Raw genomic sequence first — 26,449 nt, 5'->3', positions numbered from 1 at the left:
TTTTCCCCCGAACATGGGGATCGATAGTGCGTGTTAAGGAGAAGCAACATGCAAGAAGGGCAAAACCGTAAAACATCGTCCCTGAGTATTCTCGCCATCGCTGGGGTGGAGCCGTACCAGGAGAAACCGGGCGAAGAGTATATGAACGAAGCCCAGCTATCGCACTTCAAGCGTATTCTTGAAGCATGGCGTAATCAACTCCGGGATGAAGTCGATCGCACTGTGACGCACATGCAGGACGAAGCCGCCAACTTCCCCGATCCGGTCGATCGCGCCGCGCAGGAAGAGGAGTTTAGCCTGGAGTTACGTAATCGTGACCGTGAGCGCAAACTGATCAAAAAGATCGAGAAGACGCTGAAGAAAGTGGAAGATGAAGACTTCGGTTATTGCGAGTCCTGCGGGGTGGAGATTGGTATCCGCCGCCTGGAAGCGCGTCCAACAGCCGATCTGTGCATCGACTGCAAAACGCTGGCTGAAATTCGCGAAAAACAGATGGCGGGTTAATCCCGTTCGTTTCTACCCTATTTATGACAGGCGGGAGTTTTCCCGCCTTATTCTTTATTGCCCGCAGCATGACTGACTCACACTATATTGGCCGTTTCGCGCCGTCGCCATCCGGCGAACTGCATTTCGGCTCGTTAATCGCCGCCCTCGGCAGCTATCTACAAGCCCGTGCGCAACGCGGAATTTGGCGCGTTCGTATAGAGGATATCGACCCCCCACGTGAAGTTCCCGGTGCCGCAGCGACCATTCTGCGCCAGCTGGAACATTACGGCCTGCACTGGGATGGCGAGGTCTTATGGCAATCACAGCGTCATGAGGCTTATCGCGAGGCGCTGGCCTGGCTTCACGAGCAGGGACTGAGCTACTACTGCACTTGCCCCCGCTCGCGCATTCAACGTCTGGGCGGTATTTACGACGGCCATTGCCGGACGTTATACCACGGGCCGGAGAATGCCGCCGTCAGGATTAAACAGCAGCATCCGGTGATGCGTTTCCATGATGCCTTGCGCGGCGATATTCAGGCTGACCCACAGCTGGCGAGCGAAGATTTTATTATCCACCGCCGCGACGGACTGTTTGCTTATAATCTGGCCGTGGTGGTCGACGATCATTTTCAGGGGGTGACGGAGATCGTCCGCGGCGCAGATTTAATCGAACCCACTGTCCGACAACTTTCGCTGTATAAACAGTTTGGCTGGCGTGCGCCAGGTTACGTGCACCTTCCGCTGGCGCTCAACGAACAAGGCGCTAAACTTTCCAAGCAAAATCATGCCCCTGCGCTTGCGACAGGCGATCCGCGCCCGGTACTGGTCCAGGCATTGCGCTTTTTAGGCCAACGCGCCGTCGTAGCGTGGCAGGAGATGTCTGTTGAGGAGTTGCTGCGCTTTGCGGTGGAGCACTGGAGGCTTGCAGCCGTACCCACATCGGCTAATGTAAATCCGGCATTCTCAAATGCGTCTCGCTGAGCTATGATTAGCCGCTATTTTTGCTCATCGTCTTTCGCATTGCTGCGGCGTTAATGATGCTTACAGCCCAGGTCGCGTTGTTCTCTTACGCCCGTCTGCCGTAATGCGAAAGACATAGAGTAAGTTGATCTTATTAATGTATGACACTACCGAGGTGCGCTATTTTTACCCGAGTCGCTAATTTTTGCCGTAAGGTGTTAAGCCGCGAGGAGAGCGAGGCAGAACAAGCCGTCGCCCGTCCACATATGACGATTATCCCGCGTGAACAGCACGCTATCTCCCGCAAAGATATCAGTGAAAATGCCCTCAAGGTACTGTACAGGCTGAACAAAGCGGGCTATGAAGCCTACCTGGTCGGCGGCGGCGTCCGCGATCTCCTGCTCGGCAAAAAGCCGAAGGATTTCGACGTGACCACCAACGCAACACCGGATCAGGTACGGAAATTATTCCGCAATTGCCGTCTGGTGGGGCGTCGTTTCCGCCTGGCTCACGTGATGTTTGGCCCGGAAATTATCGAAGTGGCAACGTTTCGTGGTCATCATGAAGGCAGTGAAAGCGACCGTACGACCTCCCAGCGTGGGCAAAACGGTATGCTGCTGCGCGATAATATTTTCGGCTCTATCGAAGAAGATGCCCAGCGCCGCGATTTCACCATCAACAGCCTTTACTACAGCGTGGCGGATTTTACCGTGCGCGATTACGTCGGCGGGATGCAGGATCTGCAAGAAGGCGTGATTCGCCTGATCGGCAATCCGGAAACGCGCTACCGCGAAGATCCGGTTCGAATGCTGCGCGCCGTGCGTTTCGCTGCGAAGCTCAATATGCGTATCAGCCCTGAAACGGCTGAGCCAATCCCGCGTCTGGCAACCTTGCTAAACGACATTCCTCCCGCGCGCCTGTTCGAAGAGTCGCTGAAGCTGTTGCAGGCGGGGAACGGTTTTGAAACCTATCAACAACTGCGGGAATACCACCTCTTCCAGCCGTTGTTTCCTACCATTACGCGTTATTTCACCGAAAACGGCGACAGCGCAATGGAACGCATCATTGCGCTGGTGTTGAAGAATACGGATAACCGCATCCGTAACGAAATGCGCGTTAATCCGGCATTTTTGTTTGCCGCCATGTTCTGGTATCCGCTGCTGGAAATGGCGCAAAAAATCGCTCAGGAGAGCGGTCTGGCCTATTACGACGCTTTCGCGCTGGCCATGAATGACGTGCTGGATGAAGCCTGCCGTTCGCTGGCGATCCCGAAACGCCTTACCACGCTTACCCGTGATATTTGGCAGCTTCAGTTACGGATGTCCCGTCGTCAGGGCAAACGCGCCTGGAAGCTGATGGAACATCCCAAATTCCGCGCCGCGTTTGATTTGCTGGAGCTGCGCGCTCAGGTGGAAAATAATACTGAGCTGCAACGTCTGGCGCAGTGGTGGGCCGAGTTTCAGGCTTCCGCGCCGCCGGAACAAAAAGGAATGCTCAACGAGCTGGACGACGAGCCTGCTCCACGCCGCCGCCGTTCACGTCCGCGCAAACGCGCGCCGCGCCGCGAGGGCACCGTATGACGATCGCGTATATCGCGCTTGGCAGTAATCTGGCCTCTCCTCTGGAGCAGGTCAATGCCGCCCTGAAGGCTATCGCCAACATTCCCGATAGCCGTATCGTCGCGGTTTCTTCGTTTTACCGCACGCCGCCGCTTGGCCCACAGGATCAGCCCGATTACCTGAACGCCGCGGTGGCGCTGGATACCGCCCTCATCCCCGAAGAATTGCTTAACCATACCCAGCGCATTGAGCTGCAACAGGGCCGGGTGCGCAAAGCGGAACGCTGGGGGCCGCGCACGCTGGACCTCGACATTATGCTGTTTGGCGATGAAGTGATTAACACCGACCGTCTGACGGTTCCGCACTACGACATGAAAAACCGCGGTTTTATGCTGTGGCCGCTGTTTGAGATCGCTCCAAAACTGCGCTTCCCCGACGATGGCGTCGCGCTGACGCAGCTTGTTCATCAACATACCCCCGCACCAGCATACTGGTAATTTTTAATTAATATTATTTTTAAGAAACCTGTATTATTACTTCGCTCACTAATTAATGGAATAAATCCAATCGTTATTTTCACTTAAAAGATTGTTTAGCAAAAATGAATGTCATTTATATGTAAAATTATTAAATTGATTCAGTGAATTCATTAACATCCCTCTCCCCCTAAAGCCGCTTTTTTTGCAGATTTAATGTACTATCTTGTTTTTAAACATCATTAAAAAACATATAAATCTAATCAGCATTTTTGCTTTTGAAAAAAAAATTCACCACAAATATCGTTTAAACAAACATATAATATTTCGTTATTTTACATAATGAAATATACGCATAAAATGTGCCGTCCCTCTTTAATCTTATTGAAGTGGTACATTTATCTCATTTTGTAAGGATGCAAGTATGAAAAAAGTTCTCCTGGCGACAGCCGTATTTATGGCTTTAGGCTCTTCTTCCGTTATGGCTGTCGAAGGTGGTCGTATTAATTTTGAAGGTCTGGTCAGCGCTGAAACCTGTAAAAAAGTCGTCAGCTCCGCTGTTGGTAATAGCAATATCGACGGTACGGTTACTCTGAAAACCGCACACGTTAGCGATGTTACCGCAGAAGTTCAAAACAGCACCGCAGGCGTAAACGCAGAAGATTTCTCCATCATTATCGACTGCTCCGATGCTGGCGCAGGCCTGGTGAAATCACATCTGACGATGTCCTCCTCTTTTAGCAATACGAAGGGCACCCTGGATAACGACGAAACGCTGACCCGCAGCGGTATCGAGGCGGCGAAAGCGGTTGATATCGCGGTTCACCATGTTGACGATGCCAACGCTCTCTCGCTGGTGAAAATCAACGATCCTTCTAACACGATGGAAGAAAGCTTTACCAACGGTATCGCAACCTACAACTTTAAAGCGTCTTACGTGAAATCGTCTGATGCAGGTGCCAGCGTGACAACCGGTCTGGTCTCCACCAATGCGATTTATACCTTTACTTACGAGTAATAGTCGCCTCTCAGATTGCTGACAACGCTATTGGTGCTGTTTAATGTTGGGCTGCGTCTTGCCCCATAAAACCAATAACTCAATGAATATAAATGAGTTAATTTTTACGGGTTAAATAAAACCCAACATTTATTCAGCTTCGGTGTTTGTCATCAGTCTCGCTGTCTTTAACAGACAGTATTACAGACGATGCACATTGCAGGGTAGTAGCAAATTTCGGCGCTACTTACCCTGTTTCGGATATTCAATACAGCAAGGACGGCTTATGTCTCACTCTTTAAAGTTTACTTTGTCTGCTATCGCTCTGACCGGGGCATTATTTAGCTCTGCCAGCCAGGCCGATATTATTATTTCTGGCACGCGTATTATTTATGATGCAAATAAAAAAGATGTCAGCGTGCGTCTGGAAAATAAAGGTAAAAGCCCATTATTAGTTCAGAACTGGATAGATCTCGGCAATGATAATGCCGAGCCGGGCAGTATTAAAGCGCCCTTCGCCGCCACGCCGCCGGTATCACGAATAGAACCTAAGCGCGGGCAGTCGATAAAAATTATGTATACCGCCACAGAATCGCTACCGAAAGATCGCGAAAGCGTTTTCTGGTTCAACGTGCTGGAAGTTCCACCGAAGGCAAATACCAACCAGGAAGAAAATAAGAATTTGCTCCAGCTGGCGTTTCGCACCCGCATCAAACTATTTTATCGCCCGACGGGTTTACCGGGCGCCCCGGCAGAAGCGGCAAAACAGCTGAAATGGCAGGTCGCCAGCGAACAGGGCCATGCCGTTCTTCGCGCCGATAACCCGACTCCGTATTACGTCTCCTTTAACTCTGCCACCTACACCAGCGGCGGAAAACGCTATGACGTCGACGCGACCATGGTTGCCCCCTTTGGCAAAGCCGCCTTCACGGTGAAAGGACTGCAAAACGCCAGCGCAGGCAAACTGGAATTCCAGTCCATTAATGACTACGGCGGCATCATCGCTGGCTCAGCTTCACTGTAATGACGTTATCACAAAGCAGGATGAAAAAGACGGTGCAAAACGTTTCCACAACCAGGACCATGCCAAAAAAGACGTTGCTCGCGATGTGCTGTGCGTTGTTTTACAGTCAGCCCGGCCTGGCTGCGGACATCGTTGAATACGACAGCACATTTCTGATGGGCGATGGCGCTACGTCTATTGATGTCAGCCGCTATTCTAATGGCAACCCCACGCCAGCGGGAACGTACACCGTGAGAGTGTTTGTCAATGAGAAGGCCGTCGCCAGCCAGACCATCCCGTTTATCGATATCGGCAAAAAAAGCGCCGAGGCCTGCCTGACCATGAAAAATCTGGCGCAGCTACACATTAAGTCGCCGCAAAACGTCGGCGAAAAAGCCATTTTGAAGAAAGGCGACGACGAGAGCAGCGATTGCTTAAACCTGCCAGCGCTGATTGAACAATCCAGCGTGACGTTTGATATGGGCGACCAGCGCCTGGATATCGTCGTGCCTCAGGCATGGATTAACAAAAGTTATGACGGCTATGTGGAACCGTCGCTATGGGAAAACGGAATCCCGGCCGCGCTCCTCTCCTACAACATTAACGGCTATCACAATACCAATCACGGTGTCGATAACGACAATATGTACGCCGCTTTCAATACCGGTATTAACCTCGGAGCATGGCGTTTTCGCGCCAACGGTAACTATAACTGGAACAATAACAGCGGCAGTAACTTCGATTTTCAGAACCGCTACATCCAGCGCGATCTCACTGCGCTGCGCTCGCAACTGATGTTAGGCGAGGCGTACACCACTGGCGAGACTTTCGACTCGGTCAGCATTCGCGGGGTGCGTCTGTACAGTGACTCCCGTATGCTACCGTCACAGCTTGCCAACTACGCCCCTGTGATCCGCGGCGTCGCCAATACCAACGCCAAAGTCACCATTACCCAGGGCGGCTACAAAATTTATGAATCAACGGTGCCGCCAGGTCCGTTCGAGATTAACGATCTCAGCCCTTCTGGCTACGGGAGCGACCTCATCGTCACTATCGAAGAGGCCGACGGCAGCAAGCGTACCTTTAGCCAGCCCTTCTCCTCGGTAATGCAGATGCAAAAACCCGGCGTCGGGCGCTGGGATGTCAGCGCCGGGGAAGTGAATGACGACGATCTTCACGATAATCCGTATGTCGCGCAGGGTACCTACTATTACGGTTTGAACAACTATCTGACCGCCTATACTGGCGTTCAGGCTACCGATAATCACTACCTGGCGGGGTTGCTCGGCATGGGCCTCAACACGCCGTTTGGCGCCATCGCGCTGGACGTCACCCACTCCCGCGCGGAGATCCCTGACGATAAAACCTATCAGGGGCAGAGCTACCGCTTAACGTGGAACAAGCTGATTGAAGCCACTGATACCTCGTTTAACGTGGCGGCCTACCGCTATTCAACCCAGAATTATCTGGGGCTGAACGATGCGCTTCAGTTGATCGACGAAGCGAAATATGGGGATGACGACCAGCGCAACACCATGAATAACTTTGCGCGCCTGAAAAACCAGATCACCCTCAGCATCAGCCAGCCGTTACAGTATGGCGAAACGGATTACGGTTCCTTTTATCTCTCAGGCTCCTGGACCGATTACTGGGCGACGGGCGACAGCCGCAGCGATTATACGCTGGGCTACGGCAAAGGCTTCTCATGGGGCAGCATGAGCGTCAACCTGCAACGCACCTGGGATGAAGACGGTAAAAAAGATGATTCGCTCTATATCAACCTAAGTATTCCGCTCGCCAACCTGCTTGGCGGGGAGAGTCGCCGTTCCGGTTTTAACACCCTCTCCACGCAGATGCGGACGGACTTTAACGGTGGCCATAACCTGAGCATGAACAGCAGCGGTAGCAGCAAAGACAATATGCTGAACTATAGCGTAAATACGGGTTATACCATGCAGAAAGAGGGCAAGAGCATCTCTGATATCGGCGGCTATGCCAGCTATCAATCCCCGTGGGGAGATATTTCGGCCTCAGCCTCTGCCAATAACGATAGCAGCCGACAATATTCGCTCGCGACAAACGGGGGCTTTGTCCTGCATGGCGGCGGCCTGACGTTCACTAACGATAACTTCGGTAATAGCGATGCCATCGTGCTGGTAAAAGCCCCCGGCGCGAAAGGCGCACGCATCAATGGTGGCAACAGCACCATCGATCGCTGGGGCTACGGCGCGACAAACTCGCTTTCCGCCTACAGAGAAAACCTGGTCAATGTCGATATCGACACACTGGAAAACGACGTTGAGCTTAAGAGCACCAGCGCAACTCTGGTGCCGCGCGATGGCGCGGTGGTCTTAGCCAGTTTTGAAACCGACCAGGGACGCTCGGTCATTCTTAACATGTCCCGCAATGACGGCAAAGCTCTGCCGTTTGGCGCAGAAATCTACGAGAACGATGTGCAGATCGGCAACATGGGCCAGGGCGGACAGGCTTTTGTTCGCGGTATCAGCGATGCGGGCGAACTCTCAGTACGTTGGTTTGAAGAAAACCAGCCAGCAACTTGTTCAGCAACCTTTGCGTTGCCTGCAACGCAACAAACGGTAGGGTCCAGCCAGACCTTACTGTTAGACCACGTAACCTGTCGTGTTAATAACCTTAAATCAAATGGAATAGACAATGAGAAGGAATAAGCACCTTTTAGCAGCCTCTGTGCTCGCGATGATATTTCCACTGACCAGTCAGGCGGAAGATATCAACGTTGACTTTACCGCTACCGTGCTGGCCACGACGTGCAGCATGTCGATTGCGGCGTTAGATGGCTCGAACGTATCGGGTGATGCTACCAGCGGCTATACGCTGAATGTCGGCGATGTCGGGTTGGATAAAATCATAAAAAAATCAGCGGAATCGCAGAAAAACTTTAAGTTTGTGGCGAAAGATTGCAGTGCCGCCCTGACGAAAATTACCACCGCACTCGGCAGCTCTGCGGATGCCAGCGGCAACTTTATTAAAAACCAGTCTGCGGCGTCCGATGCGGCCAGCAATATTGGTATGGGCTTTAAGCGTAAGAGCACCACCGATGAAACCTATTTCACGCCAGGCTCCGGTTCAATTACCTGGACTGACGACGAGCGCACAGCAAACGAAGTAGAGATGACGGTTGCGCTGCGTGAACTGACCGACGGCGCGGGTACCATGGGTGCCTTCAGCTCTACCGCTACGTTTAACTTCACTTATCAATAACAGGGACGATGATAATGAAAAAGCAAGTATTGCGCGGCGTAATCTTAGGCGCACTGGCGACCATGACCGCGGGCGTATCAACAATGGCGCAGGCCGATGGCACCGCCAGCCTGGACTTAACGGTAAATGCCAACATCACGGCGGGAACCTGCTCCGCATCGGTGCTGGACGGTGAAACCGCCACCGATACTATCGCATTTGGCAACGTCTACATTTCGGAAGTTTTTGCCAAAACAAAAGTCAAAAGCTTTAAACTGCGCTTCAGTGACTGCGCGGGATTAAAAGATAAAAAAGCCTCTTTGGTCATTGCGCCAAGAGATGCAGGTTGCGCAGGCAGCGATTCGACTAACGCAGAATTTGCCAACGCCTCCACAGCGACGTCTAAAGCACAGAGAACCGCTGTTGAACTCTGGACAACAGATACCCCGGAAGGTTCTAACAGCGTCCAGTTCCACTGCCGTAACAAAAATGCGCAAGAGATTGATCTGAGCAGTGCAAGTTCAACCACACCGGTTGATTATCCGTTAAGCGCTCGCATGGTGCCGGTTACCGGTTATGCAATCACTGCGCTAACAGCAGGTGACTTCTATTCCCCCACCACCTTCACCATCACTTACCAGTAATGGTGATACCAATGAGACGTTTGCGCAGACTCATGCTCGCCACGTTATTTTCAGGGCTGGCAACAGCCCTGTTTATCGCGCCGCTGTATGCCGACACCAACGTGGATTTTACCGCCACCGTGCAGAAAGATACCTGCCAGATTGAAATTGACGGTAATGGTACAGTCAGTTTAGCGACCGTCGGGCCGAGTTACTTTGCCGATGGCATCACGGCGGAAACGGACTACGGGGGCGGCAAGGAATTTCTGATTAAGTTGATAAGCTGCCCGGTTAGCGGCGGCGCAATCACGAACGTCACGTTTAACTTCTTACCACAGAGCGGGCAGTTCGTTACCGGTAATAAGCAGGTGTTTGCCAATGATTTAGCGACCAGCACAGACGGTGCCTCCAACGTCGGCGTAGTGATTTTTACCACCGAGTCACCCCGCCATAACGTTCTGAACACCGATGGCTCCTCGCGGGCAACCTTTGCCGCGACGACATACAGCGATACCTCATGGACGTTTTATGCCCGGATGCAGAAAGTCCTCAGTAACGACGTGGTCGTCCCCGGCAAACTCAGCAGCCGCGTGCTGGTAAATGTTGAATACGAATAACGTGAGGACCAGTTAACTATTATGATAACAAAATGCGTTCACCGACTGATGCTATTAAACACTCAGAGACTAAAGAGTGTCGTTAAAATCATATCATTATTACTGTTATCTTTCGTTTCTTTTGTGACGCCTTCGTATGGCTGGTCACTATATGTAGGCCAATATACAAAGAATGAAGGGGGAAACGTATGGGGAGCGGTGCAGGATTTTACAAAATCCTATGCGCCCAAAAACATGCTTAATCCAATAGCTATTCATAACGGCTCAGGACTGCGTGAAATCTCCGTATCGAATGATGCGACAGAGCTCGACCCCACTACTGGGCTAAGTTGTAACAAAGATCATGATAACCATGTCCTGACACTGTATCATGGCTACAAGAACTCCGGTAAAACCTACAACGGTAATATGTTATGGGAAACTAATACTCCTGGTATGTACATGGGTATCGAAGTCACCAATATCAACTTTGGCGGCCAATACTGGGGTGAAAAATTCTGGATAAACTGGAGCAACGGAGAAACGTCCGGCGCAAAAAAATTTGATTTAACAAATATCATGCCAAAGGATGGTCGTTTCGAACTCTGTCAGAGGCCAACCAACTGGACCTATTTTGGATTAGGCGGTATTGTTCTGTGGGTTAAATATCATTTGTATATTGATGACTCTTTTAATCCTGCCGGAGCAACTTCGTTATCTGTCTCGCTACGAAAAGAACAATCGTATGATTATCAATTTGCTTCATCACCAGCCTTCTCAGGCTCACATAATGTATATTACAATATAGCACCAAATCAGTTGACGATTAACTATCCTACCTGCCAGGCCAATGCGGTCACAGGCGATGGGGTAACAAATTCAACGGTTCCATTTGGGGAACAGAATGCCAAAGACATTTCGGCGAATACCATTAACCGCAAATTTTCCATAAAGCTCAGTAATTGCGCTTACGTTAAAGAATTGAATGTTACGTTAAGTTCTGCAACGGTAGGAGGACAGGATAACACCTTGCTCGGTAATACACTTACCGGCAGTGAAGCGGCTGGTGGCATTGGTGTTATGATCGAAGGGGAGAAAAATCCAAACAGCCCTGCTGACTGGACCTTACTTAAGCCAAACATCAGCAGTTCTATTTATTCTTTTACTAATTCCCCGGATTACGAAAATAGCGAAATTGGGAATGCTGAGCAGGTAATGAATTTCCAGGCGACCCTGAAACAGGATGGTAACAAAGCGATAACCCCAGGAAAATTCAAAGCTACGGGTAAATTCACCATTACTTATCCCTGATGTTTATTCCGGCAGACCTCCTCTGCCGGTTTTTTCCTTTCCCACAAAGCGCTAACACTTTCTTCGATCATTCCCCTACAATGCGGCCATTCTATTCATCAATATTATGGCCGGAGAGGTTATGAGCAAACCCACCACTATCTCACTGCTGCAAAAATGCAAACAGGAAAAGAAGCGCTTCGCGACAATCACCGCCTACGACTATAGCTTTGCCAAACTGTTCGCCGATGAAGGCATCAACGTGATGCTGGTGGGCGACTCCCTGGGCATGACAATTCAGGGGCACGACTCCACCCTGCCGGTCACCGTGGAAGATATCGCCTACCATACCCGCGCCGTTCGCCGTGGCGCGCCGAACTGCCTGCTGCTCTCCGACCTGCCGTTTATGGCTTATGCCACGCCGGAACAGGCGTTTGAAAACGCGGCCATCGTGATGCGCGCCGGGGCCAATATGGTCAAGATCGAAGGCGGCGCCTGGCTGGTTGATACGGTGAAAATGCTCACTGAACGCGCCGTGCCGGTGTGCGGCCATCTGGGGCTGACGCCGCAGTCGGTGAATATCTTCGGCGGCTATAAAATTCAGGGGCGCGGCGACGCCGGGCAGGTGCTGCTGGATGACGCGCTGGCCTTAGAAGCGGCGGGCGCACAGCTGCTGGTGCTGGAATGCGTGCCGGTTGAACTGGCGAAGCGCGTCACGGAAGCACTGTCGATTCCGGTGATCGGCATCGGCGCGGGCAACGTTACCGACGGGCAGATCCTGGTAATGCACGACGCGTTCGGCATCACCGGCGGCCATATCCCTAAATTTGCGAAAAATTTCCTTGCCGAAACGGGCGACATGCGCGCAGCTGTACGGCAGTATATAGCTGAAGTGGAGTCCGGCGTTTATCCGGGCGAAGAACACAGCTTTCACTAATTTTTCTAACCGTGCCGGATGGCGACGCGACGCGTCTTATCCGGCCTACAGATCCTCAACGGATGTAGGCCTGATAAGCGCAGCGCCATCGGGCAGGATCATCAGGCAACTCAAGGAGTCTTGTTGTGCTAATCATTGAAACCCTGCCGCTGCTGCGCCAGCATATCCGTCGTCTGCGTCAGGAAGGCAAACGCGTCGCACTGGTTCCCACCATGGGCAATCTGCACGACGGTCATATGAAGCTGGTCGATGAGGCAAAAGCCCGGGCTGATGTGGTGTTCGTCAGCATTTTCGTCAATCCGATGCAGTTTGACCGGCCGGACGATCTGGTGCGTTATCCGCGCACGCTGCAGGAAGACTGTGAAAAGCTGAACAAGCGCAAAGTCGATTATGTCTTTGCGCCAGCCGTTGAGGAAATTTACCCGCAGGGGCTGGAAGGCCAGACGTACGTTGATGTTCCCGGCCTCTCCACCATGCTGGAAGGCGCCAGCCGTCCGGGCCACTTCCGCGGCGTCTCGACCATCGTCAGCAAGCTGTTCAACCTGATCCAGCCGGATATCGCCTGCTTTGGCGAGAAAGATTTCCAGCAACTGGCGCTGATTCGCAAAATGGTGGCGGATATGAGTTATGACATTGAGATCGTCGGCGTGCCGATTATTCGCGCCAAAGACGGTCTGGCGCTCAGCTCACGTAACAGTTATCTGACCGCAGAGCAGCGCAAAATTGCGCCAGGTCTACACAACGTGATGAATAGCATCGCTGAAAAACTGATTGCGGGTAATCGTGAGCTGCAAGAGATTATTGCCATTGCCGAACAGGAATTGAATGAAAAAGGCTTCCGTGCCGACGACATTCAAATCCGTGATGCCGACACGCTGCAGGAGCTGACGGAAACCAGCAAACGCGCCGTGATTCTGGCCGCCGCCTGGCTGGGTCAGGCGCGTCTGATCGATAATCAAAGCGTTACATTAGCCCAGTAGACAGGGGTTAAAAATCGGGCAATACTGCCTGAGAATTTCCAAAGCAGGCCACAAGCGCCTGCTTAGCCAAGATAAACGACAGGGTATAGATGTTATGATTCGCACCATGCTGCAAGGCAAGCTCCACCGCGTAAAAGTCACGCAGGCGGACCTGCACTACGAAGGTTCCTGTGCCATTGACCAGGATTTCCTCGATGCCTCCGGTATTCTGGAAAACGAAGCGATTGATATCTGGAACGTGACCAATGGGAAACGTTTCTCAACCTATGCGATTGCGGCTGAACGCGGCTCCAGAATCATCTCGGTGAACGGCGCGGCGGCGCACTGCGCTGAGGTTGGCGACATTGTGATTATCGCCAGCTTCGTCACCATGTCTGATGAAGAAGCCCGGACATGGCGGCCGAAAGTGGCCTACTTTGAAGGCGACAACGAAATGAAGCGTACCGCGAAAGCCATTCCGGTCCAGGTTGCCTGATAGTCCTTACCCCTGCGGCTGGTTGCTGATCAGCCGCGACATGGTTTCCAGCGAATCCGTGCGTAAAATATACAGCCTTTTGAGCAGCATCGGATTATCTCCCGGCTTCACCTTCCCTCTCACCGTGGTGACCGCCAGATGGAAACCGGCGTCTTTTGCTGCTTTGATCGCGGTCGCGTTATAGCCGCCAAAGGGATAAGAAAGATAAAATACGTGCGGAGTAAACTGTGCGAGCGCCCGCCGCGAACGTTCAAAATCAAACAGAATATTATGGTAGCTGCGGCTATATAAAATCGGACGACGATGCCCATCTACCCGATGTAAAAAGTGAGTATGCGACTGAAAATCAAAAACATCGCTTATCTTGCGCAATTCGGACACGCTCATAAATTGCAGCGACCTGGGATTCCATTTTTGCGGATGGCGCTTAATACGCGATGAAATAATAAATGCCGTCGCTTTCATATCGTACTGCTTTAATATCGGATACGCATAGCGACTCACCGATTTAAGGCCATCATCAAAGGTGATAGCCACCGCGCGCGCCGGGAAATTCGCACGGTTATGGATGTAATCCTCCAGTTGGTACATCGTCAACGTGGCATAGCCGCGATCGCGAAGCCAGGTCATTTGGTTGCTGAATGCCCGAACCGAAGTCGTGGTGGACGTATGGCGAAAACGGGTATTCTCTTCATCACGTAAGATGTGATGATAGGTCAAAATCGGAATGCCGTTGTCTTCCTGCGCATCCATGGCGCTGACATAAGCCAGCCTGTCGCCAATACGGATCTGATACCAGGTTTGATGTAGCCTGCCTTTCAGCTTACTAATAATGGGGTAACGCAAGTTATCCACCAATACGCCAAACGGGGCGCTACTGATGTCCGGCGCGTTATACACCGGCGTGTCCTTCCAGGTCACCAGATTCTGATTGCTGAGCGGCTTGTTAAGATCGCCCAGGCCATCTTCCACTTTTTGTTTTCCCTGCACAGGTTCCAGATGGTCTTTATCGATAAACCCCTCGCCGAAGCCGAATTTAAAGGCATAATAATCAGCCGCAACAGGCGTTACGGAAAGAATTTGTCCGGCGCGGATATTCCCTACGGTCACCATTTTATCGCCAATCTGCGACCAGATGGCGGCGTCTTTCGTCGTTTGCATATAACGAGCGGGCAAGGCAGCCAACACATTACCGGAGAAAAAGAACAGCAAGATAAGAACAACGCGCATAACCATATATCATAACCGAGGCGAAAAAACGCCGTTATTGTAGCAAAAGCGTCGTCAATGGTATTGATCAAAACTCATACAAATCATGTAGCAATACAAAAGGCGGGTTTTTCTGCTGCTGATGCCAGAGACTGGTGACATCCGGCGCGCCAAGCGCGACAATCTGGTCGCGAAATGCTGAACTGCTCATCGACTCTCGCAAAGGAAGCATTTCCTCTATCAATGAATAGCTGACACCTGAAATAACTTCACATTGAGAATGTTTATGGCTCATCAGCGACGCTACACGATAAGGCGCCGCGCCGGAAATGTCGGTTAAAAATATCACGCCTTCACCGGAGTCGGTGGCATGGAGGGCATCACACATCATACGGCTCAGCATGTTTGAGCTCAGGCCGCGCCAAAAATTGACCGCCCGGCATTGCGCCAGCGGACCATTTTTTCTCTCCAGGCGATCAAGCATATCCTGTGCGCGATCGTCATGGCAGGTAATCACCCATCCCAGCATAACTTCTCCTCCATTGAGCTCCAATCCAGCATGTCAGCATGTTTTTTTGGCCGACAACACTCTATGACCACGATCATTTTTTATTCAAAAAAATTTGCATTATTTTTAAAAATGTTCGCAGCCTTCATAGAATCTGGCCCATTGAAAGTATAATCACGGCAATTCTTAAATAAACATCCACCGAAACAATCAATAAAATATATATTATAAATATTTTATATTTATGTATTCTGAATTTTTCTTCGCGCCGCAAAAATCATCGAACATCATATTTACTCATTCGGGAATAAAAAGAACAATAACTTTCCACACAATAAATATTGCTACTATGTCAATATTTATAATATCTTAAAGGATCAAAGATAATGAAACTCACCTTAAAAACACTCGCTGTGGCACTGGCTGCCATCACCCTCTCCCCCGCCGCGCTGGCAGACACCGCTAAAGACGGCACCGTACATATCACCGGCCTCATTCAGCAAAACGCCTGTACGGTAAAAACGGATTCAGTATTAATAGAGGTAACATTACAGAACGAATTTGCCTCTCTTTTTACTGCCGCAGGGCAAACGGCAGGGGATAAAGGCTTCACCATCGATCTCGAAAACTGCGACGCAAACATCTACAGCAATGTACAGGCACGCTTTGAAGGTACGCTCGACGGAACCGATGCGACCATCCTGAAAAATGAGGCTGATGCTCAGAATATTGGCGTGCAAATTCTTGATAAAACGGGTGACAGTACGCCAGTGACCTTTAACGATCTTCAGGCATGGTCTTCCGCAGTCGCGCTCCCTACAGAAGAGGGGGTGACGACACTCTCAATGCCTTTCACCGCCCGCTATATCGCCACCGCGGTTCCCGTTGGGTCGGGAAATGTCGATGCAAGCGCAACATTCTATCTGCAATATAACTGATCCTGGCGGCCAGCGTCGGCTGGCCCATTTGTTTATTGAGGTCATCAATGAATTCATTGGCTAAAGCAGGGTTGCTTTGTTGCCTGTTGTGCGGTTCGCTGGCGCATGCCGCAGGGATAAACATCGGCGCAACGCGGGTTATTTTTCACGGCGATGCCAAAGATGCATCCATATCGATAAGCAATAGCGACAACGTTCCCTATTTAATTCAGTCCTGGGCGCAATCGATCAGCGAAACCGGGGCGAGCGGCGATGCGCCGTTTATGGTCACCCCGCCGCTTTTTCGCCTTAATGGCGGGCAAAAGAACGTACTGCGAATTATCCGTACCGGCGGCAATTTGCCGGAAGATCGCGAGTCGCTGTACTGGCTGGATATTAAATCGATTCCCAGCAGCAATCCGGACAATAAGCACAATACGCTCATGCTGGCCGTTAAAGCGGAATTTAAGCTGATTTACCGGCCAAAAGCGTTAACCCAAAAGCCAGAAGAGGTTGCCGATCGGTTAACGTGGTCGCGTCAGGGTCGCACGCTCACCGTGAAGAACCCCACGCCCTATTATATAAACTTCGCCACCCTTTCCGTTGGCAGTCAAAAAGTAAAAGCCCCGCGCTATGTGGCGCCTTTCGGCAACGCGCAGTACACGCTGCCTGCCGCCGCCAGCGGCCCGATCGCCTGGTCTATCATCAACGATTTTGGCGGTACTGGCCCCGAACATAAACAAACGCCTTGAGAAGAGTGACAGGGATGAGAGTGCCGATGCGCAAAGGGCAACACAGGGGATTTTATTTATCGCGCTGCGCTGTGTGTATCGCGCTGGGCAGCACGTTCGCACATGTTGCATGGGCGCGCGACTATTTCAATCCGGCATTTATTGAACACCATGGGCAGGCGAATCGCACAAGCGTCGATCTGTCGACATTTGATAACGACAAAAGCCAACTTCCTGGCACCTATTACGTCACTATCATTATCAACAAAACAGAAATCGGCGCGCGAAACGTTGATTTTCAACTCACGACGCTCAGTGACGGTCAACAGGCATTACAGGGCTGTTTACGGCTTCAGGAACTAAAAGATAACGGCGTCAAAACCGACCTTTTTCCAACGCTGGAGAGTGAAAAAAGCTGCGTCGATCTCAGCGCTATCCCCGGTGCCAGCCAGCAGTTTGATTTTCAGCAACAGGCATTATCGATAAGCATCCCTCAACTCTACATCGCCAACAACGCGCGCGGCTACGTGCCGCCGGAAAAGTGGCAGGAGGGAATTACCGCGCTAATGCTGAACTACAGTTTCAGCGGCTATAAAGAGTACGGTTCCAGTGAGGATTCCGACGATGCGGAATCGAAGTATCTCGCTCTCCAGCCGGGTTTTAACCTCGGGCCGTGGCGTTTTCGCAACTACAGTAACTGGAGCGCAAATAACGGCGAGAGCGGTAGCTGGAACAGCGTTTATAACTATTTACAGCGCGACATTATCGCGCTGAAAAGCCAGTTCACCGCCGGAGACAGCAATACGCCATCCGACGTGTTCGACAGCGTACCTTTTCGCGGCCTCCAGCTCACCTCTGACGATCAAATGCAGCCCAACAGCCAGCGTGGTTACGCCCCGACGATTCGCGGCATCGCCCGTTCAAACGCGCAGGTTATCGTGCGGCAAAACGGTTATATCGCCTATCAAACTGCCGTTTCGCCGGGCGAATTTGAAATCAACGATATGTTTCCCACCGGCAGCAACGGCGACTACGACGTGACGGTAAAAGAAGCCGACGGTAGCGAACAGCATTTTATCGTGCCCTACTCTTCGCTGCCGATTCTGCAGCGCACCGGACGGGCAAAATACAGCGTGACCGTGGGTAAATATCGTGATTACGACAACCACACGCTGGACGACTTCGGCCAGGCGACCCTGCTGTACGGCCTGCCGTGGGGTATCACGCTGTACGGCGGCAGCCAGATTGCCGGCGATAAATACCAGTCCGTCGCCTTCGGCGTCGGGCAAAATATGCAGATGCTGGGGGCCATTTCCCTGGACGGTATCTGGTCGCACGCCAAATTTGACGATGGCCGCAAAGAAGCCGGGCAATCCTGGCGCGTCCGCTACAGCAAGGGCGTCGTCAGCACGGGCACCACGTTTTCGCTGGCCGGCTATCGTTACGCCAGCGAAAACTACAATTCGCTGAGCGAGGTGATCAACCCGGACGACGATTTTTATGATAACTACGGCAAGCGCCATAATCGTTTCGAAGCCTCGGTCAACCAGCAAATTAGCAATACGCTCGGTTCCTTAACGCTAAGTTGGGTCAAAGAAGATTACTGGCACAGCGCGCAGCAGATGGAATCCCTGAGCGCCAGCTACAACAATAGCTGGGGTCCGGTGAGCTATACGCTGAGCTACAGCTATAACAAAAACACCTACCAGTACCGTTCGGACAATGACGATGATGACAACGACGACGATCGTTATAACCAGAACGATCGGCTGTTCACGCTGTCGCTGCACGTTCCGTTTACGGTGTTCGATTCCAGGCTATACGCCAGCTATATGCTGAACACGCGTAAGCACGATGCCACGGTGAACAGCACCACCCTTAGCGGCACTGCGCTGCGTGACAGAAACCTGAACTGGTCGTTACAGCAAAGCCACAGCACACAAGACGGTGATTCCGGCGGGGTAAACGCCAGCTATAAAGGCACTTATGCCAACCTCAACGCCGGTTACAATCAGTCGCCAGATAGCCAACAGGTCAGCTACGGCATCAGCGGCGGCATTCTGGCGCACGAAAACGGTATTACCCTGAGCCAGCCGATTACCGGCGCGGCGATTTTAATTAAAGCGCCCGGCGCCAGCGGCGTTTCGGTTGAAAACCAGACCGGCGTCGCCACCGACTTCCGGGGTTATACGGTGATCCCCAACGTCACGCCGTATTATCGCTACGATATCTCGCTCGACAGCAGCACGTTTGCCGACAACGTGGATATTCCGCTCAACAACCAGACTGTCTACCCGACACGTAATGCGGTGGTGCGCGCGGCGTATGACACGCATAAGGGCTATCGCGTGCTGTTAACGCTGACGCGTAGCAATGGCGAGCCCGTGCCCTTTGGCGCGACGGCAAGCGTCGATGGGCAGGATGCGAACCTGGCCAGTATCGTCGGCGATAAAGGCCAGGTCTTCCTCAGCGGCCTGCCGGAAGAGGGCCTGCTCCTGGTGAACTGGGGAAGCGCCTCTTGCCGCGCGGATTACCGTCTGGATATCAGCAAAAATATGAACGGCATAGTGATGGCGAACGCCGTCTGCCAGTGAGGAACACAATGAAGAATTTATGGATGCTGCTGGCGTTGTCGCTATTTTCAGGCCATGCGCTGGCAGACGGAACGATGGGCAACGGAAGCGGCTGGTGTCAACCAACCAGCGGCACGCATGATTTTCCTTTTAGTTTTAATCAAACCATTACCGATACGGATGGGAACCAGACGGGAACCATCGTTGAAGAGCACTGGTCAGCAGGCGGAGAATATTCGGCTAAATGCGACTGCGATAACAGTGATTATCGCGGGTACAACTATTTCACCGCGACCACCGGCGATCTGACGCAGAAAGGCACGCACAGCGAGACGCGATACTACGGACATATGGATTACTATGTCCTCGTGACAGGCAAACTGGAAATTGGTACCGAAGCGTATATAGCCGGGAAGCTTGGCGAATATATTCCCGTCCCGTTTTCCTCAATCAGCAATAATGATGCCTCCGCAGGCGGCTGTGGCGATGCAGAAATGAAATCAATGACGGCGGGTAATAAAGGCACGGTAAGGATTTATATTACTCATCCTTTGGTCGGAGAAATCTCGATCCCGCAAACAACGATCATGAATCTCTATTTATCAAAAACGCCGGGCAGCAGTGGAGATAATATTCCCCCCTCCATTCCCCCTATCGCGCACGTCACCATGTCCGGGACCATTACCGTGCCGCAGTCCTGTTCCATCAACGCCGGGCAGGTTATCGAGGTCAGGCTGCCGGATATTGAGGGCAAAGATATTCGTCACCTCGGCGACAGTCCGCAGAACTCGCACGTCACCACTCAGGTAAACTTTACCTGTAGCAACGTGGCGGACGGCACCAACCTGTCAATGTCATTGAATGGAGAAACCGATCCGCACAACCCGGAATACCTGAAAACCGACAATGAGAATTTAGGGATACGGATTTCCGATAAATACGATAAGACCATCGTTCCCGGCGGCAGCGCCGAATTGCCGATTGAAGATTACGCCGACGGTAGAGGCAGCACCGAGTTCACCGCCGCGCCGGTCAATACCACCGGACATGTTCCCCACACCGGAGAATACCAGGCTACCGCCACGCTGGAGATTCAGATTCGCTGAGAGAAGCGTTGGGTTTCAGCAAGCCTCCCCCTACAGACCCGTAACCCATTGATATTACGGCCCCGTAGATGGGGTGAAGCGAAGTGCAACCCAACGCCCCATCTCCCCTGTCAACACTTAACTGCGCAAACCGCGCCCACGCTGGATCAGCGACCAGCACAGCAGGTAGAAAGCGGCGATAAAGATCACCAGTACACCAAACGTCGTCACCAGCGGCACATCATGGATACCCAGGAAACCATAACGGAAGCCGCTGATCATGTAGACGATCGGGTTCAGGTGCGACAACCCTTGCCAGAACGGCGGCAGCAGCGTCAGCGAGTAAAATACCCCGCCGAGGTAGGTCAGCGGCGTCAGCACAAAGGTCGGGATCAGGCTGATATCGTCAAAGGTTTTCGCAAACACGGCGTTCAGCAGTCCGGCCAGCGAGAACAGAATCGCGGTCAGAATCAGCGTTAGCGCGACAAATACCCAGGAATGCACCTGGAAAGGCACAAAAAAGAGCGAAATCGCCGTCACCAGAATCCCCACGCACAGCCCGCGCGCCACGCCGCCGCCGACAAATCCGGCGATAATCACGTGCGTTGGTACCGGCGCGACCAGCAGTTCCTCAATATTGCGCTGAAACTTGGCGCTAAAAAATGACGACGCGACATTCGCGTAGGAGTTAGTAATAACCGCCATCATAATCAGGCCCGGCACAATAAATTGCATATAGCTAAAACCATGCATTTCGCCGATGCGCGAACCGATCAGGTTACCGAAAATAATAAAATAGAGCGTCATCGTGATGACAGGCGGCACTAGCGTTTGCACCCAGATCCGCATAAAGCGGTGGATCTCTTTCGCCCAGATGCTTTTAAGGGCAACCCAGTAAAGCTGCATCATGCGCGATCTCCTTGTTTTTCATGCACCAGCGACACAAACAGTTCTTCCAGACGGTTGGCTTTATTACGCATACTTAATACCTGAACCCCCTGCTCGCTCAGTTGGCTAAAAACGCTGTTAACCCCCTGCTCGCGCAACACTTCAACCTCCAGAGTCGAGGTATCCACCAGACGATATTGATAACCCGCAAGCTTAGGCAGCGGGCTTTTTGGCGCTAAATCCAGAATAAACGTCTCCGATTTCAGCTTTGAAAGCAGATTTTTCATGGAGGTATTTTCCACCAGCTCGCCGTGCTGAATAATACCGATATTGCGGCACAGCATTTCCGCCTCTTCCAGATAGTGGGTGGTGAGAATAATCGTGGTGCCTTTGGCGTTTAAGTCTTTCAGGAATCCCCACATCGAGCGACGCAATTCGATATCGACGCCCGCCGTCGGCTCATCGAGAATCAATAGCTTAGGCTCATGCATCAATGCGCGGGCGATCATCAGGCGGCGTTTCATCCCACCGGAGAGCATCCGCGCGCGTTCATGACGTTTTTCCCACAGATCGAGCTGTTTTAAATACTTTTCGCTACGTAAAACCGCCTCTTTATGTTCCACGCCGTAATAACCGGCCTGATTCACTACGATCTGTTGCACCGTTTCAAACGGGTTAAAGTTAAACTCCTGTGGCACCAGTCCAAGCTGTCGCTTAGCGTTAACCACGTCTTTTTCCAGGTCGTAACCAAAAACATTAACGCGCCCGGACGTTTTATTAACCAATGAGCTGATAATACCGATGGTGGTCGATTTCCCTGCTCCATTTGGCCCCAGAAGCGCGTAAAAATCCCCCGCTTCGACCTGCAAATCTATGCCGCGCAGCGCCTGAACGCCGCCGGGATAGGTTTTTTTAAGTTGTTGAAGTTCCAGCGCAATGGTCATAAATTCTCACTTACTTTACGTTCTTACACTTTATATATGGTTTAAATAACTACGGAGTTGCCCTATATTAGCCCAACGCACTTATTTGGTTACAGGTCGTTAACTTCCATGAAAGACATAGATACACTCATCAGCAACAATGCACTATGGTCAAAAATGCTGGTGGAAGAGGACCCCGGATTTTTTGAGAAACTGGCGCAAGCGCAAAAACCGCGCTTTCTATGGATTGGATGTTCCGACAGCCGCGTTCCCGCAGAGCGTTTAACCGGGCTTGAACCGGGCGAATTGTTTGTTCACCGTAATGTGGCTAACCTGGTTATTCACACCGATCTGAACTGTCTCTCCGTGGTTCAGTATGCGGTAGATGTTCTGGAAGTTGAGCATATTATCATTTGCGGCCACTCCGGTTGCGGCGGTATCAAGGCTGCGGTAGAAAACCCTGAGCTGGGCTTGATTAATAACTGGTTGCTGCATATCCGCGACATCTGGCTTAAACATAGCTCGCTGTTGGGAAAAATGCCCGAAGAGCAACGTCTGGACGCGCTCTATGAATTGAACGTCATGGAGCAGGTCTATAACCTGGGGCATTCCACCATTATGCAGTCAGCGTGGAAACGCGGGCAGAATGTGACCATTCACGGCTGGGCGTACAGTATCAATGATGGCCTGCTGCGCGATCTTGACGTCACCGCCACCAACAAAAAAACGCTGGAGAACGGCTATCATAAGGGTATCTCCGCCCTAAGTCTGAAATACATTCCCCACCAATAAGCCATTAGCTATAGGCCGGATAAGTCGCTTTAGCGACGCCATCCGGCATTTCTGCTCTTACTCGTCCAGCAGCACCACTTTACCAACATACGGTAGATGGCGATAACGCTGGGCGTAGTCGATACCGTAACCGACTACGAATTCGTCCGGAATCGAAAAGCCAACGAACTCAACCGGCACGTCCACTTCGCGACGAGACGGTTTATCCAGCAGCGTACAAATCGCCAGCGATTTCGGCTCGCGCAGGCCCAGGATTTCACGGACCTTCGACAGCGTATTACCGGAATCAATAATGTCTTCGACAATCAGCACGTCTTTACCGCGAATATCCTCATCCAGATCTTTGAGGATTTTCACGTCGCGGGTGGTGGACATGCCGCTACCATAACTGGAGGCGGTCATAAAATCGACTTCATGAGGAACCTGGACTTCACGGCACAGGTCCGCCATAAACATAAATGAGCCACGCAACAGACCTACCAGCACCATTTCACTGCCGCTGTCTTTATAACGTTCGGTAATCTGACGACCCAGCTCGGCAATACGTGCTTTGATCTCCGCTTCGGGGATCATGACTTCAACAGTATGTTTCATATTTATAACCATATGATTTAAAAACAAATCACTCAATGCCGGTGACTAATAACGCCGCATTGACGCGCAAGGCACGCAGTATAACAGCAAACGTATTCATTCGCGGCATTTGATAAGAAAGCTCATTTTGTGATTACGATCACACATGTTAATTCCTATACTTAATTGCTACTAAAAAATTAACAATTTGGGATGGTGTCTTTTTATGGCAGAAAATAACGCACGATCGCCACGATTACTCGTGACGCTGACGGCCCTCTTTGCAGCGCTTTGTGGGCTGTATCTTCTTATCGGAGGTGTCTGGCTGGTTGCTATTGGCGGTTCCTGGTACTACCCCATCGCGGGCCTCGTGATGCTGGTTGTGGCCGGATTGCTATGGCGCAGTAAACGTGCCGCGCTGTGGCTGTATGCCGCCTTGCTGCTGGCGACAATGATTTGGGGCGTATGGGAAGTCGGGTTCGACTTCTGGGCGCTCACGCCGCGTAGCGATATCCTGGTGTTTTTCGGCATCTGGCTAATATTGCCGTTTGTCTGGCATCGTCTGGTGGTTCCTTCCAGCGGTGCAGTGGCGGCGCTGGTCGTGGCGCTGCTGATTAGCGGCGGCATTCTGACCTGGGCTGGCTTCAACGACCCGCAGGAGATCAACGGTACGCTTCGCGCCGACGCCACGCCCGCCGCAACAAGCTCGTCGATCGCCGACGAAGACTGGCCGGCCTATGGACGTAATCAGGAAGGCCAACGCTATTCGCCGCTGAAACAGATCACTGCGGATAACGTTCACCAACTGAAAGAAGCGTGGGTCTTCCGCACCGGCGATCTGAAACAACCCAACGATCCGGGCGAAATCACCAACGAAGTGACCCCGATTAAAGTCGGCGATACGCTTTATCTGTGTACAGCTCACCAGCGTCTGTTCGCGCTGGACGCCGCCAGCGGTAAAGAGAAGTGGCATTTTGATCCTCAGTTGAAGACCGATTCGTCTTTCCAGCATGTGACCTGCCGCGGCGTCTCTTATCATGAGGCCAAAGCGGATACCGCCTCGCCGGAGGTCATCGCCGACTGTCCGCGCCGCATTATCCTCCCGGTCAATGACGGTCGCCTTTTCGCGGTGAATGCCGAAACCGGCAAGCTGTGTGAAACCTTCGCCAATAAAGGCGTCCTGAATCTGCAAACCAATATGCCGGACACCACGCCGGGACTGTATGAACCGACGTCGCCGCCGATTATCACCGATAAAACGATCGTCATTGCCGGTTCGGTCACGGATAACTTCTCTACCCGCGAAACGTCCGGCGTTATCCGTGGTTTTGACGTTAATACCGGTAAGCTACTGTGGGCCTTCGATCCGGGGGCGAAAGATCCGAACGCGATTCCAGCCGATGAGCACGCTTTTACCTTTAACTCGCCGAACTCCTGGGCGCCTGCCGCCTATGATGCGAAACTGGATCTGGTCTATCTGCCGATGGGCGTGACCACGCCGGATATCTGGGGCGGTAACCGCACGCCGGAGCAGGAACGTTATGCCAGCTCCATCCTGGCGCTGAATGCCACCACCGGGAAACTGGCCTGGAGTTATCAGACCGTCCATCACGATCTGTGGGATATGGACCTGCCGGCACAGCCGACGCTGGCGGATATCACCGTTAACGGTACCACCGTTCCGGTTATCTATGCGCCAGCGAAAACCGGTAATATCTTTGTGCTCGACAGACGTAATGGCGAGCTGGTCGTACCCGCTCCGGAAAAACCGGTCCCACAGGGCGCGGCAAAAGGCGATTACGTCGCCAAAACTCAGCCGTTCTCTGATTTAACCTTCCGCCCGAAAAAAGATCTCTCCGGCGCGGATATGTGGGGCGCGACCATGTTCGACCAACTGGTGTGCCGCGTTATGTTCCACCAGTTGCGCTATGAAGGTATCTTCACTCCACCGTCCGAGCAGGGGACATTGGTATTCCCTGGCAACCTGGGGATGTTTGAATGGGGCGGTATTTCCGTCGATCCAGACCGTCAGGTCGCTATCGCTAACCCGATGGCGCTGCCGTTTGTCTCGAAGCTGATCCCACGCGGCCCGGGTAATCCGATGGAGCCGCCGAAAGACGCGAAAGGTACCGGTACAGAAGCAGGTATTCAGCCACAGTACGGCGTACCATTCGGCGTCACGCTGAATCCGTTCCTTTCGCCGTTTGGCCTGCCGTGTAAACAACCGGCCTGGGGCTATATTTCCGCGTTGGATCTGAAGACCAATGAAATCGTATGGAAGAAACGTATAGGGACGCCGCGCGACAGTATGCCGTTCCCGATGCCGGTTCCGGTGCCGTTCAACATGGGGATGCCCATGCTCGGCGGGCCAATCTCAACCGCCGGTAACGTGCTGTTTATCGCCGCGACCGCCGACAACTACCTGCGCGCTTATAACATGAGCAACGGAGAAAAACTGTGGCAGGGACGTTTACCCGCCGGAGGCCAGGCAACGCCGATGACCTATGAGGTAAACGGTAAGCAGTATGTGGTCGTTTCTGCCGGAGGCCACGGTTCGTTTGGTACGAAGATGGGCGACTATATCGTCGCCTATGCTTTGCCTGACGACGCGAAATAACCATTAATGCCCGGCGTATGCCGGGCATTG

At 52.2% G+C, this 26,449-nt stretch carries 25 protein-coding genes; 20 read left to right on the top strand and 5 right to left on the bottom strand.

Annotation, left to right across the window (positions count from 1 at the left end; translation table 11 throughout):
• Positions 1-48: 48 nt before the first annotated feature.
• From dksA to panD, 14 genes are all read left to right on the top strand, one after another.
• Complete coding sequence (dksA, locus tag NA389_RS06880) at positions 49-504, top strand: RNA polymerase-binding protein DksA (protein ID WP_001155232.1); 456 nt, start codon at positions 49-51, stop codon at positions 502-504.
• Between the two features lie 68 nt (positions 505-572).
• A complete protein-coding gene (gene gluQRS, locus NA389_RS06875) occupies positions 573-1,469 on the top strand; it encodes a tRNA glutamyl-Q(34) synthetase GluQRS (RefSeq protein ID WP_001666944.1) in 897 nt (298 codons plus the stop codon).
• Positions 1,470-1,630: 161 nt separating this feature from the next.
• Positions 1,631-3,028 carry a polynucleotide adenylyltransferase PcnB gene (gene pcnB / locus NA389_RS06870; RefSeq protein WP_204247451.1) on the top strand — a complete coding sequence of 466 codons (1,398 nt, stop codon included), beginning with the start codon at positions 1,631-1,633 and terminating at the stop codon, positions 3,026-3,028.
• Complete coding sequence (gene folK / locus NA389_RS06865) at positions 3,025-3,504, top strand: 2-amino-4-hydroxy-6-hydroxymethyldihydropteridine diphosphokinase (protein ID WP_000150781.1); 480 nt, start codon at positions 3,025-3,027, stop codon at positions 3,502-3,504. The genes pcnB and folK overlap by 4 nt, the downstream gene beginning before the upstream one ends.
• A 403-nt stretch (positions 3,505-3,907) precedes the next feature.
• Entirely contained in the window at positions 3,908-4,501 is a 594-nt protein-coding gene (locus NA389_RS06860) for a fimbrial protein (protein WP_000756783.1), read from the top strand.
• A 265-nt stretch (positions 4,502-4,766) separates the two neighbouring features.
• On the top strand, positions 4,767-5,504 hold the full coding sequence (locus NA389_RS06855; RefSeq protein ID WP_000019793.1) for a fimbrial chaperone: 738 nt from the start codon (positions 4,767-4,769) through the stop codon (positions 5,502-5,504).
• Between the two features lie 59 nt (positions 5,505-5,563).
• Positions 5,564-8,170 carry an outer membrane usher protein gene (locus NA389_RS06850; RefSeq protein ID WP_001125001.1) on the top strand — a complete coding sequence of 869 codons (2,607 nt, stop codon included), beginning with the start codon at positions 5,564-5,566 and terminating at the stop codon, positions 8,168-8,170.
• Positions 8,157-8,723 (top strand): fimbrial protein, encoded by a 567-nt coding sequence (locus tag NA389_RS06845; RefSeq protein WP_001549988.1) that lies wholly within the window; start codon positions 8,157-8,159, stop codon positions 8,721-8,723. Before NA389_RS06850 ends, NA389_RS06845 begins: the two co-directional genes overlap by 14 nt.
• A 14-nt stretch (positions 8,724-8,737) precedes the next feature.
• Complete coding sequence (gene staE / locus NA389_RS06840; protein ID WP_000745164.1) at positions 8,738-9,346, top strand: fimbrial protein StaE; 609 nt, start codon at positions 8,738-8,740, stop codon at positions 9,344-9,346.
• Positions 9,347-9,357: 11 nt separating this feature from the next.
• Positions 9,358-9,942 carry a fimbrial-like protein gene (locus tag NA389_RS06835; RefSeq protein ID WP_023892065.1) on the top strand — a complete coding sequence of 195 codons (585 nt, stop codon included), beginning with the start codon at positions 9,358-9,360 and terminating at the stop codon, positions 9,940-9,942.
• 21 nt (positions 9,943-9,963) lie between these two features.
• Entirely contained in the window at positions 9,964-11,232 is a 1,269-nt protein-coding gene (locus NA389_RS06830; protein WP_071645729.1) for a fimbrial-like adhesin, read from the top strand.
• A gap of 121 nt (positions 11,233-11,353) precedes the next feature.
• Positions 11,354-12,148, top strand: coding sequence for a 3-methyl-2-oxobutanoate hydroxymethyltransferase (panB, locus tag NA389_RS06825; RefSeq protein WP_000043005.1), 795 nt, complete (start codon positions 11,354-11,356; stop codon positions 12,146-12,148).
• A gap of 125 nt (positions 12,149-12,273) precedes the next feature.
• A complete protein-coding gene (panC, locus tag NA389_RS06820; protein WP_000905341.1) occupies positions 12,274-13,128 on the top strand; it encodes a pantoate--beta-alanine ligase in 855 nt (284 codons plus the stop codon).
• A 94-nt stretch (positions 13,129-13,222) separates the two neighbouring features.
• Complete coding sequence (gene panD / locus NA389_RS06815; RefSeq protein ID WP_000621526.1) at positions 13,223-13,603, top strand: aspartate 1-decarboxylase; 381 nt, start codon at positions 13,223-13,225, stop codon at positions 13,601-13,603.
• 6 nt (positions 13,604-13,609) lie between these two features.
• Here panD and NA389_RS06810 read toward each other — a convergent pair whose 3' ends face one another.
• Both NA389_RS06810 and NA389_RS06805 read right to left on the bottom strand, forming a co-directional pair.
• Positions 13,610-14,839, bottom strand: a complete 1,230-nt coding sequence (locus tag NA389_RS06810; RefSeq protein WP_000245325.1) for a polysaccharide deacetylase family protein — start codon at positions 14,837-14,839, stop codon at positions 13,610-13,612.
• A gap of 61 nt (positions 14,840-14,900) precedes the next feature.
• A complete protein-coding gene (locus NA389_RS06805) occupies positions 14,901-15,341 on the bottom strand; it encodes a PTS sugar transporter subunit IIA (RefSeq protein WP_000901967.1) in 441 nt (146 codons plus the stop codon).
• A gap of 365 nt (positions 15,342-15,706) precedes the next feature.
• Between NA389_RS06805 and NA389_RS06800 the strand changes: the two genes are divergently transcribed.
• From NA389_RS06800 to NA389_RS06785, 4 genes are read left to right on the top strand one after another with little or no spacing between them, the layout of a single operon-like run.
• Entirely contained in the window at positions 15,707-16,258 is a 552-nt protein-coding gene (locus NA389_RS06800; RefSeq protein WP_000779119.1) for a fimbrial protein, read from the top strand.
• 47 nt (positions 16,259-16,305) lie between these two features.
• Complete coding sequence (gene stiB / locus NA389_RS06795; RefSeq protein ID WP_001086397.1) at positions 16,306-16,989, top strand: fimbrial biogenesis chaperone StiB; 684 nt, start codon at positions 16,306-16,308, stop codon at positions 16,987-16,989.
• Between the two features lie 26 nt (positions 16,990-17,015).
• Entirely contained in the window at positions 17,016-19,562 is a 2,547-nt protein-coding gene (locus NA389_RS06790) for a fimbrial outer membrane usher protein (protein WP_001225426.1), read from the top strand.
• A gap of 8 nt (positions 19,563-19,570) precedes the next feature.
• Entirely contained in the window at positions 19,571-20,647 is a 1,077-nt protein-coding gene (locus tag NA389_RS06785) for a fimbrial protein (protein ID WP_000794036.1), read from the top strand.
• A 117-nt stretch (positions 20,648-20,764) separates the two neighbouring features.
• Here the strand turns inward: NA389_RS06785 and NA389_RS06780 are convergent, their stop codons facing one another.
• Together NA389_RS06780 and NA389_RS06775 are read right to left on the bottom strand one after the other, a co-directional pair.
• Positions 20,765-21,535, bottom strand: coding sequence for an ABC transporter permease (locus NA389_RS06780; protein WP_000983418.1), 771 nt, complete (start codon positions 21,533-21,535; stop codon positions 20,765-20,767).
• Complete coding sequence (locus NA389_RS06775; protein ID WP_000150617.1) at positions 21,532-22,458, bottom strand: ABC transporter ATP-binding protein; 927 nt, start codon at positions 22,456-22,458, stop codon at positions 21,532-21,534. The genes NA389_RS06780 and NA389_RS06775 overlap by 4 nt, the downstream gene beginning before the upstream one ends.
• 108 nt (positions 22,459-22,566) lie before the next feature.
• Between NA389_RS06775 and can the strand changes: the two genes are divergently transcribed.
• The gene (gene can, locus NA389_RS06770) at positions 22,567-23,229 is read left to right on the top strand and encodes a carbonate dehydratase (RefSeq protein WP_000651590.1); all 663 of its coding nucleotides are present in this window, start codon (positions 22,567-22,569) and stop codon (positions 23,227-23,229) included.
• A gap of 57 nt (positions 23,230-23,286) precedes the next feature.
• Here the strand turns inward: can and hpt are convergent, their stop codons facing one another.
• Positions 23,287-23,823 carry a hypoxanthine phosphoribosyltransferase gene (hpt, locus tag NA389_RS06765; RefSeq protein ID WP_000683342.1) on the bottom strand — a complete coding sequence of 179 codons (537 nt, stop codon included), beginning with the start codon at positions 23,821-23,823 and terminating at the stop codon, positions 23,287-23,289.
• A gap of 205 nt (positions 23,824-24,028) precedes the next feature.
• On the opposite strand from hpt, the gene NA389_RS06760 reads away from it, so the two are divergent.
• Entirely contained in the window at positions 24,029-26,419 is a 2,391-nt protein-coding gene (locus tag NA389_RS06760) for a glucose/quinate/shikimate family membrane-bound PQQ-dependent dehydrogenase (RefSeq protein ID WP_000829733.1), read from the top strand.
• Positions 26,420-26,449: the final 30 nt, after the last annotated feature.

This window comes from Salmonella sp. NW645, from assembly GCF_051703725.1.
GTDB lineage: Bacteria > Pseudomonadota > Gammaproteobacteria > Enterobacterales > Enterobacteriaceae > Salmonella > Salmonella enterica.
This window is presented reverse-complemented; position numbering and strand designations above follow the sequence as displayed.

Coding starts and splice junctions, on each gene's coding strand:
- NA389_RS06780 (WP_000983418.1), bottom strand. CDS start 21,535: ATGATGCAGCTTTACTGGGTTGCCCTTAAAAGCATCTGGGCGAAAGAG.
- hpt (WP_000683342.1), bottom strand. CDS start 23,823: ATGAAACATACTGTTGAAGTCATGATCCCCGAAGCGGAGATCAAAGCA.
- NA389_RS06855 (WP_000019793.1), top strand. CDS start 4,767: ATGTCTCACTCTTTAAAGTTTACTTTGTCTGCTATCGCTCTGACCGGG.
- NA389_RS06805 (WP_000901967.1), bottom strand. CDS start 15,341: ATGCTGGGATGGGTGATTACCTGCCATGACGATCGCGCACAGGATATG.
- NA389_RS06860 (WP_000756783.1), top strand. CDS start 3,908: ATGAAAAAAGTTCTCCTGGCGACAGCCGTATTTATGGCTTTAGGCTCT.
- NA389_RS06810 (WP_000245325.1), bottom strand. CDS start 14,839: ATGGTTATGCGCGTTGTTCTTATCTTGCTGTTCTTTTTCTCCGGTAAT.
- dksA (WP_001155232.1), top strand. CDS start 49: ATGCAAGAAGGGCAAAACCGTAAAACATCGTCCCTGAGTATTCTCGCC.
- panB (WP_000043005.1), top strand. CDS start 11,354: ATGAGCAAACCCACCACTATCTCACTGCTGCAAAAATGCAAACAGGAA.
- stiB (WP_001086397.1), top strand. CDS start 16,306: ATGAATTCATTGGCTAAAGCAGGGTTGCTTTGTTGCCTGTTGTGCGGT.
- NA389_RS06775 (WP_000150617.1), bottom strand. CDS start 22,458: ATGACCATTGCGCTGGAACTTCAACAACTTAAAAAAACCTATCCCGGC.
- panD (WP_000621526.1), top strand. CDS start 13,223: ATGATTCGCACCATGCTGCAAGGCAAGCTCCACCGCGTAAAAGTCACG.
- gluQRS (WP_001666944.1), top strand. CDS start 573: ATGACTGACTCACACTATATTGGCCGTTTCGCGCCGTCGCCATCCGGC.
- staE (WP_000745164.1), top strand. CDS start 8,738: ATGAAAAAGCAAGTATTGCGCGGCGTAATCTTAGGCGCACTGGCGACC.
- NA389_RS06835 (WP_023892065.1), top strand. CDS start 9,358: ATGAGACGTTTGCGCAGACTCATGCTCGCCACGTTATTTTCAGGGCTG.
- NA389_RS06760 (WP_000829733.1), top strand. CDS start 24,029: ATGGCAGAAAATAACGCACGATCGCCACGATTACTCGTGACGCTGACG.
- NA389_RS06790 (WP_001225426.1), top strand. CDS start 17,016: ATGCGCAAAGGGCAACACAGGGGATTTTATTTATCGCGCTGCGCTGTG.
- NA389_RS06830 (WP_071645729.1), top strand. CDS start 9,964: ATGATAACAAAATGCGTTCACCGACTGATGCTATTAAACACTCAGAGA.
- NA389_RS06785 (WP_000794036.1), top strand. CDS start 19,571: ATGAAGAATTTATGGATGCTGCTGGCGTTGTCGCTATTTTCAGGCCAT.
- NA389_RS06800 (WP_000779119.1), top strand. CDS start 15,707: ATGAAACTCACCTTAAAAACACTCGCTGTGGCACTGGCTGCCATCACC.
- NA389_RS06845 (WP_001549988.1), top strand. CDS start 8,157: ATGAGAAGGAATAAGCACCTTTTAGCAGCCTCTGTGCTCGCGATGATA.
- NA389_RS06850 (WP_001125001.1), top strand. CDS start 5,564: ATGCCAAAAAAGACGTTGCTCGCGATGTGCTGTGCGTTGTTTTACAGT.
- folK (WP_000150781.1), top strand. CDS start 3,025: ATGACGATCGCGTATATCGCGCTTGGCAGTAATCTGGCCTCTCCTCTG.
- can (WP_000651590.1), top strand. CDS start 22,567: ATGAAAGACATAGATACACTCATCAGCAACAATGCACTATGGTCAAAA.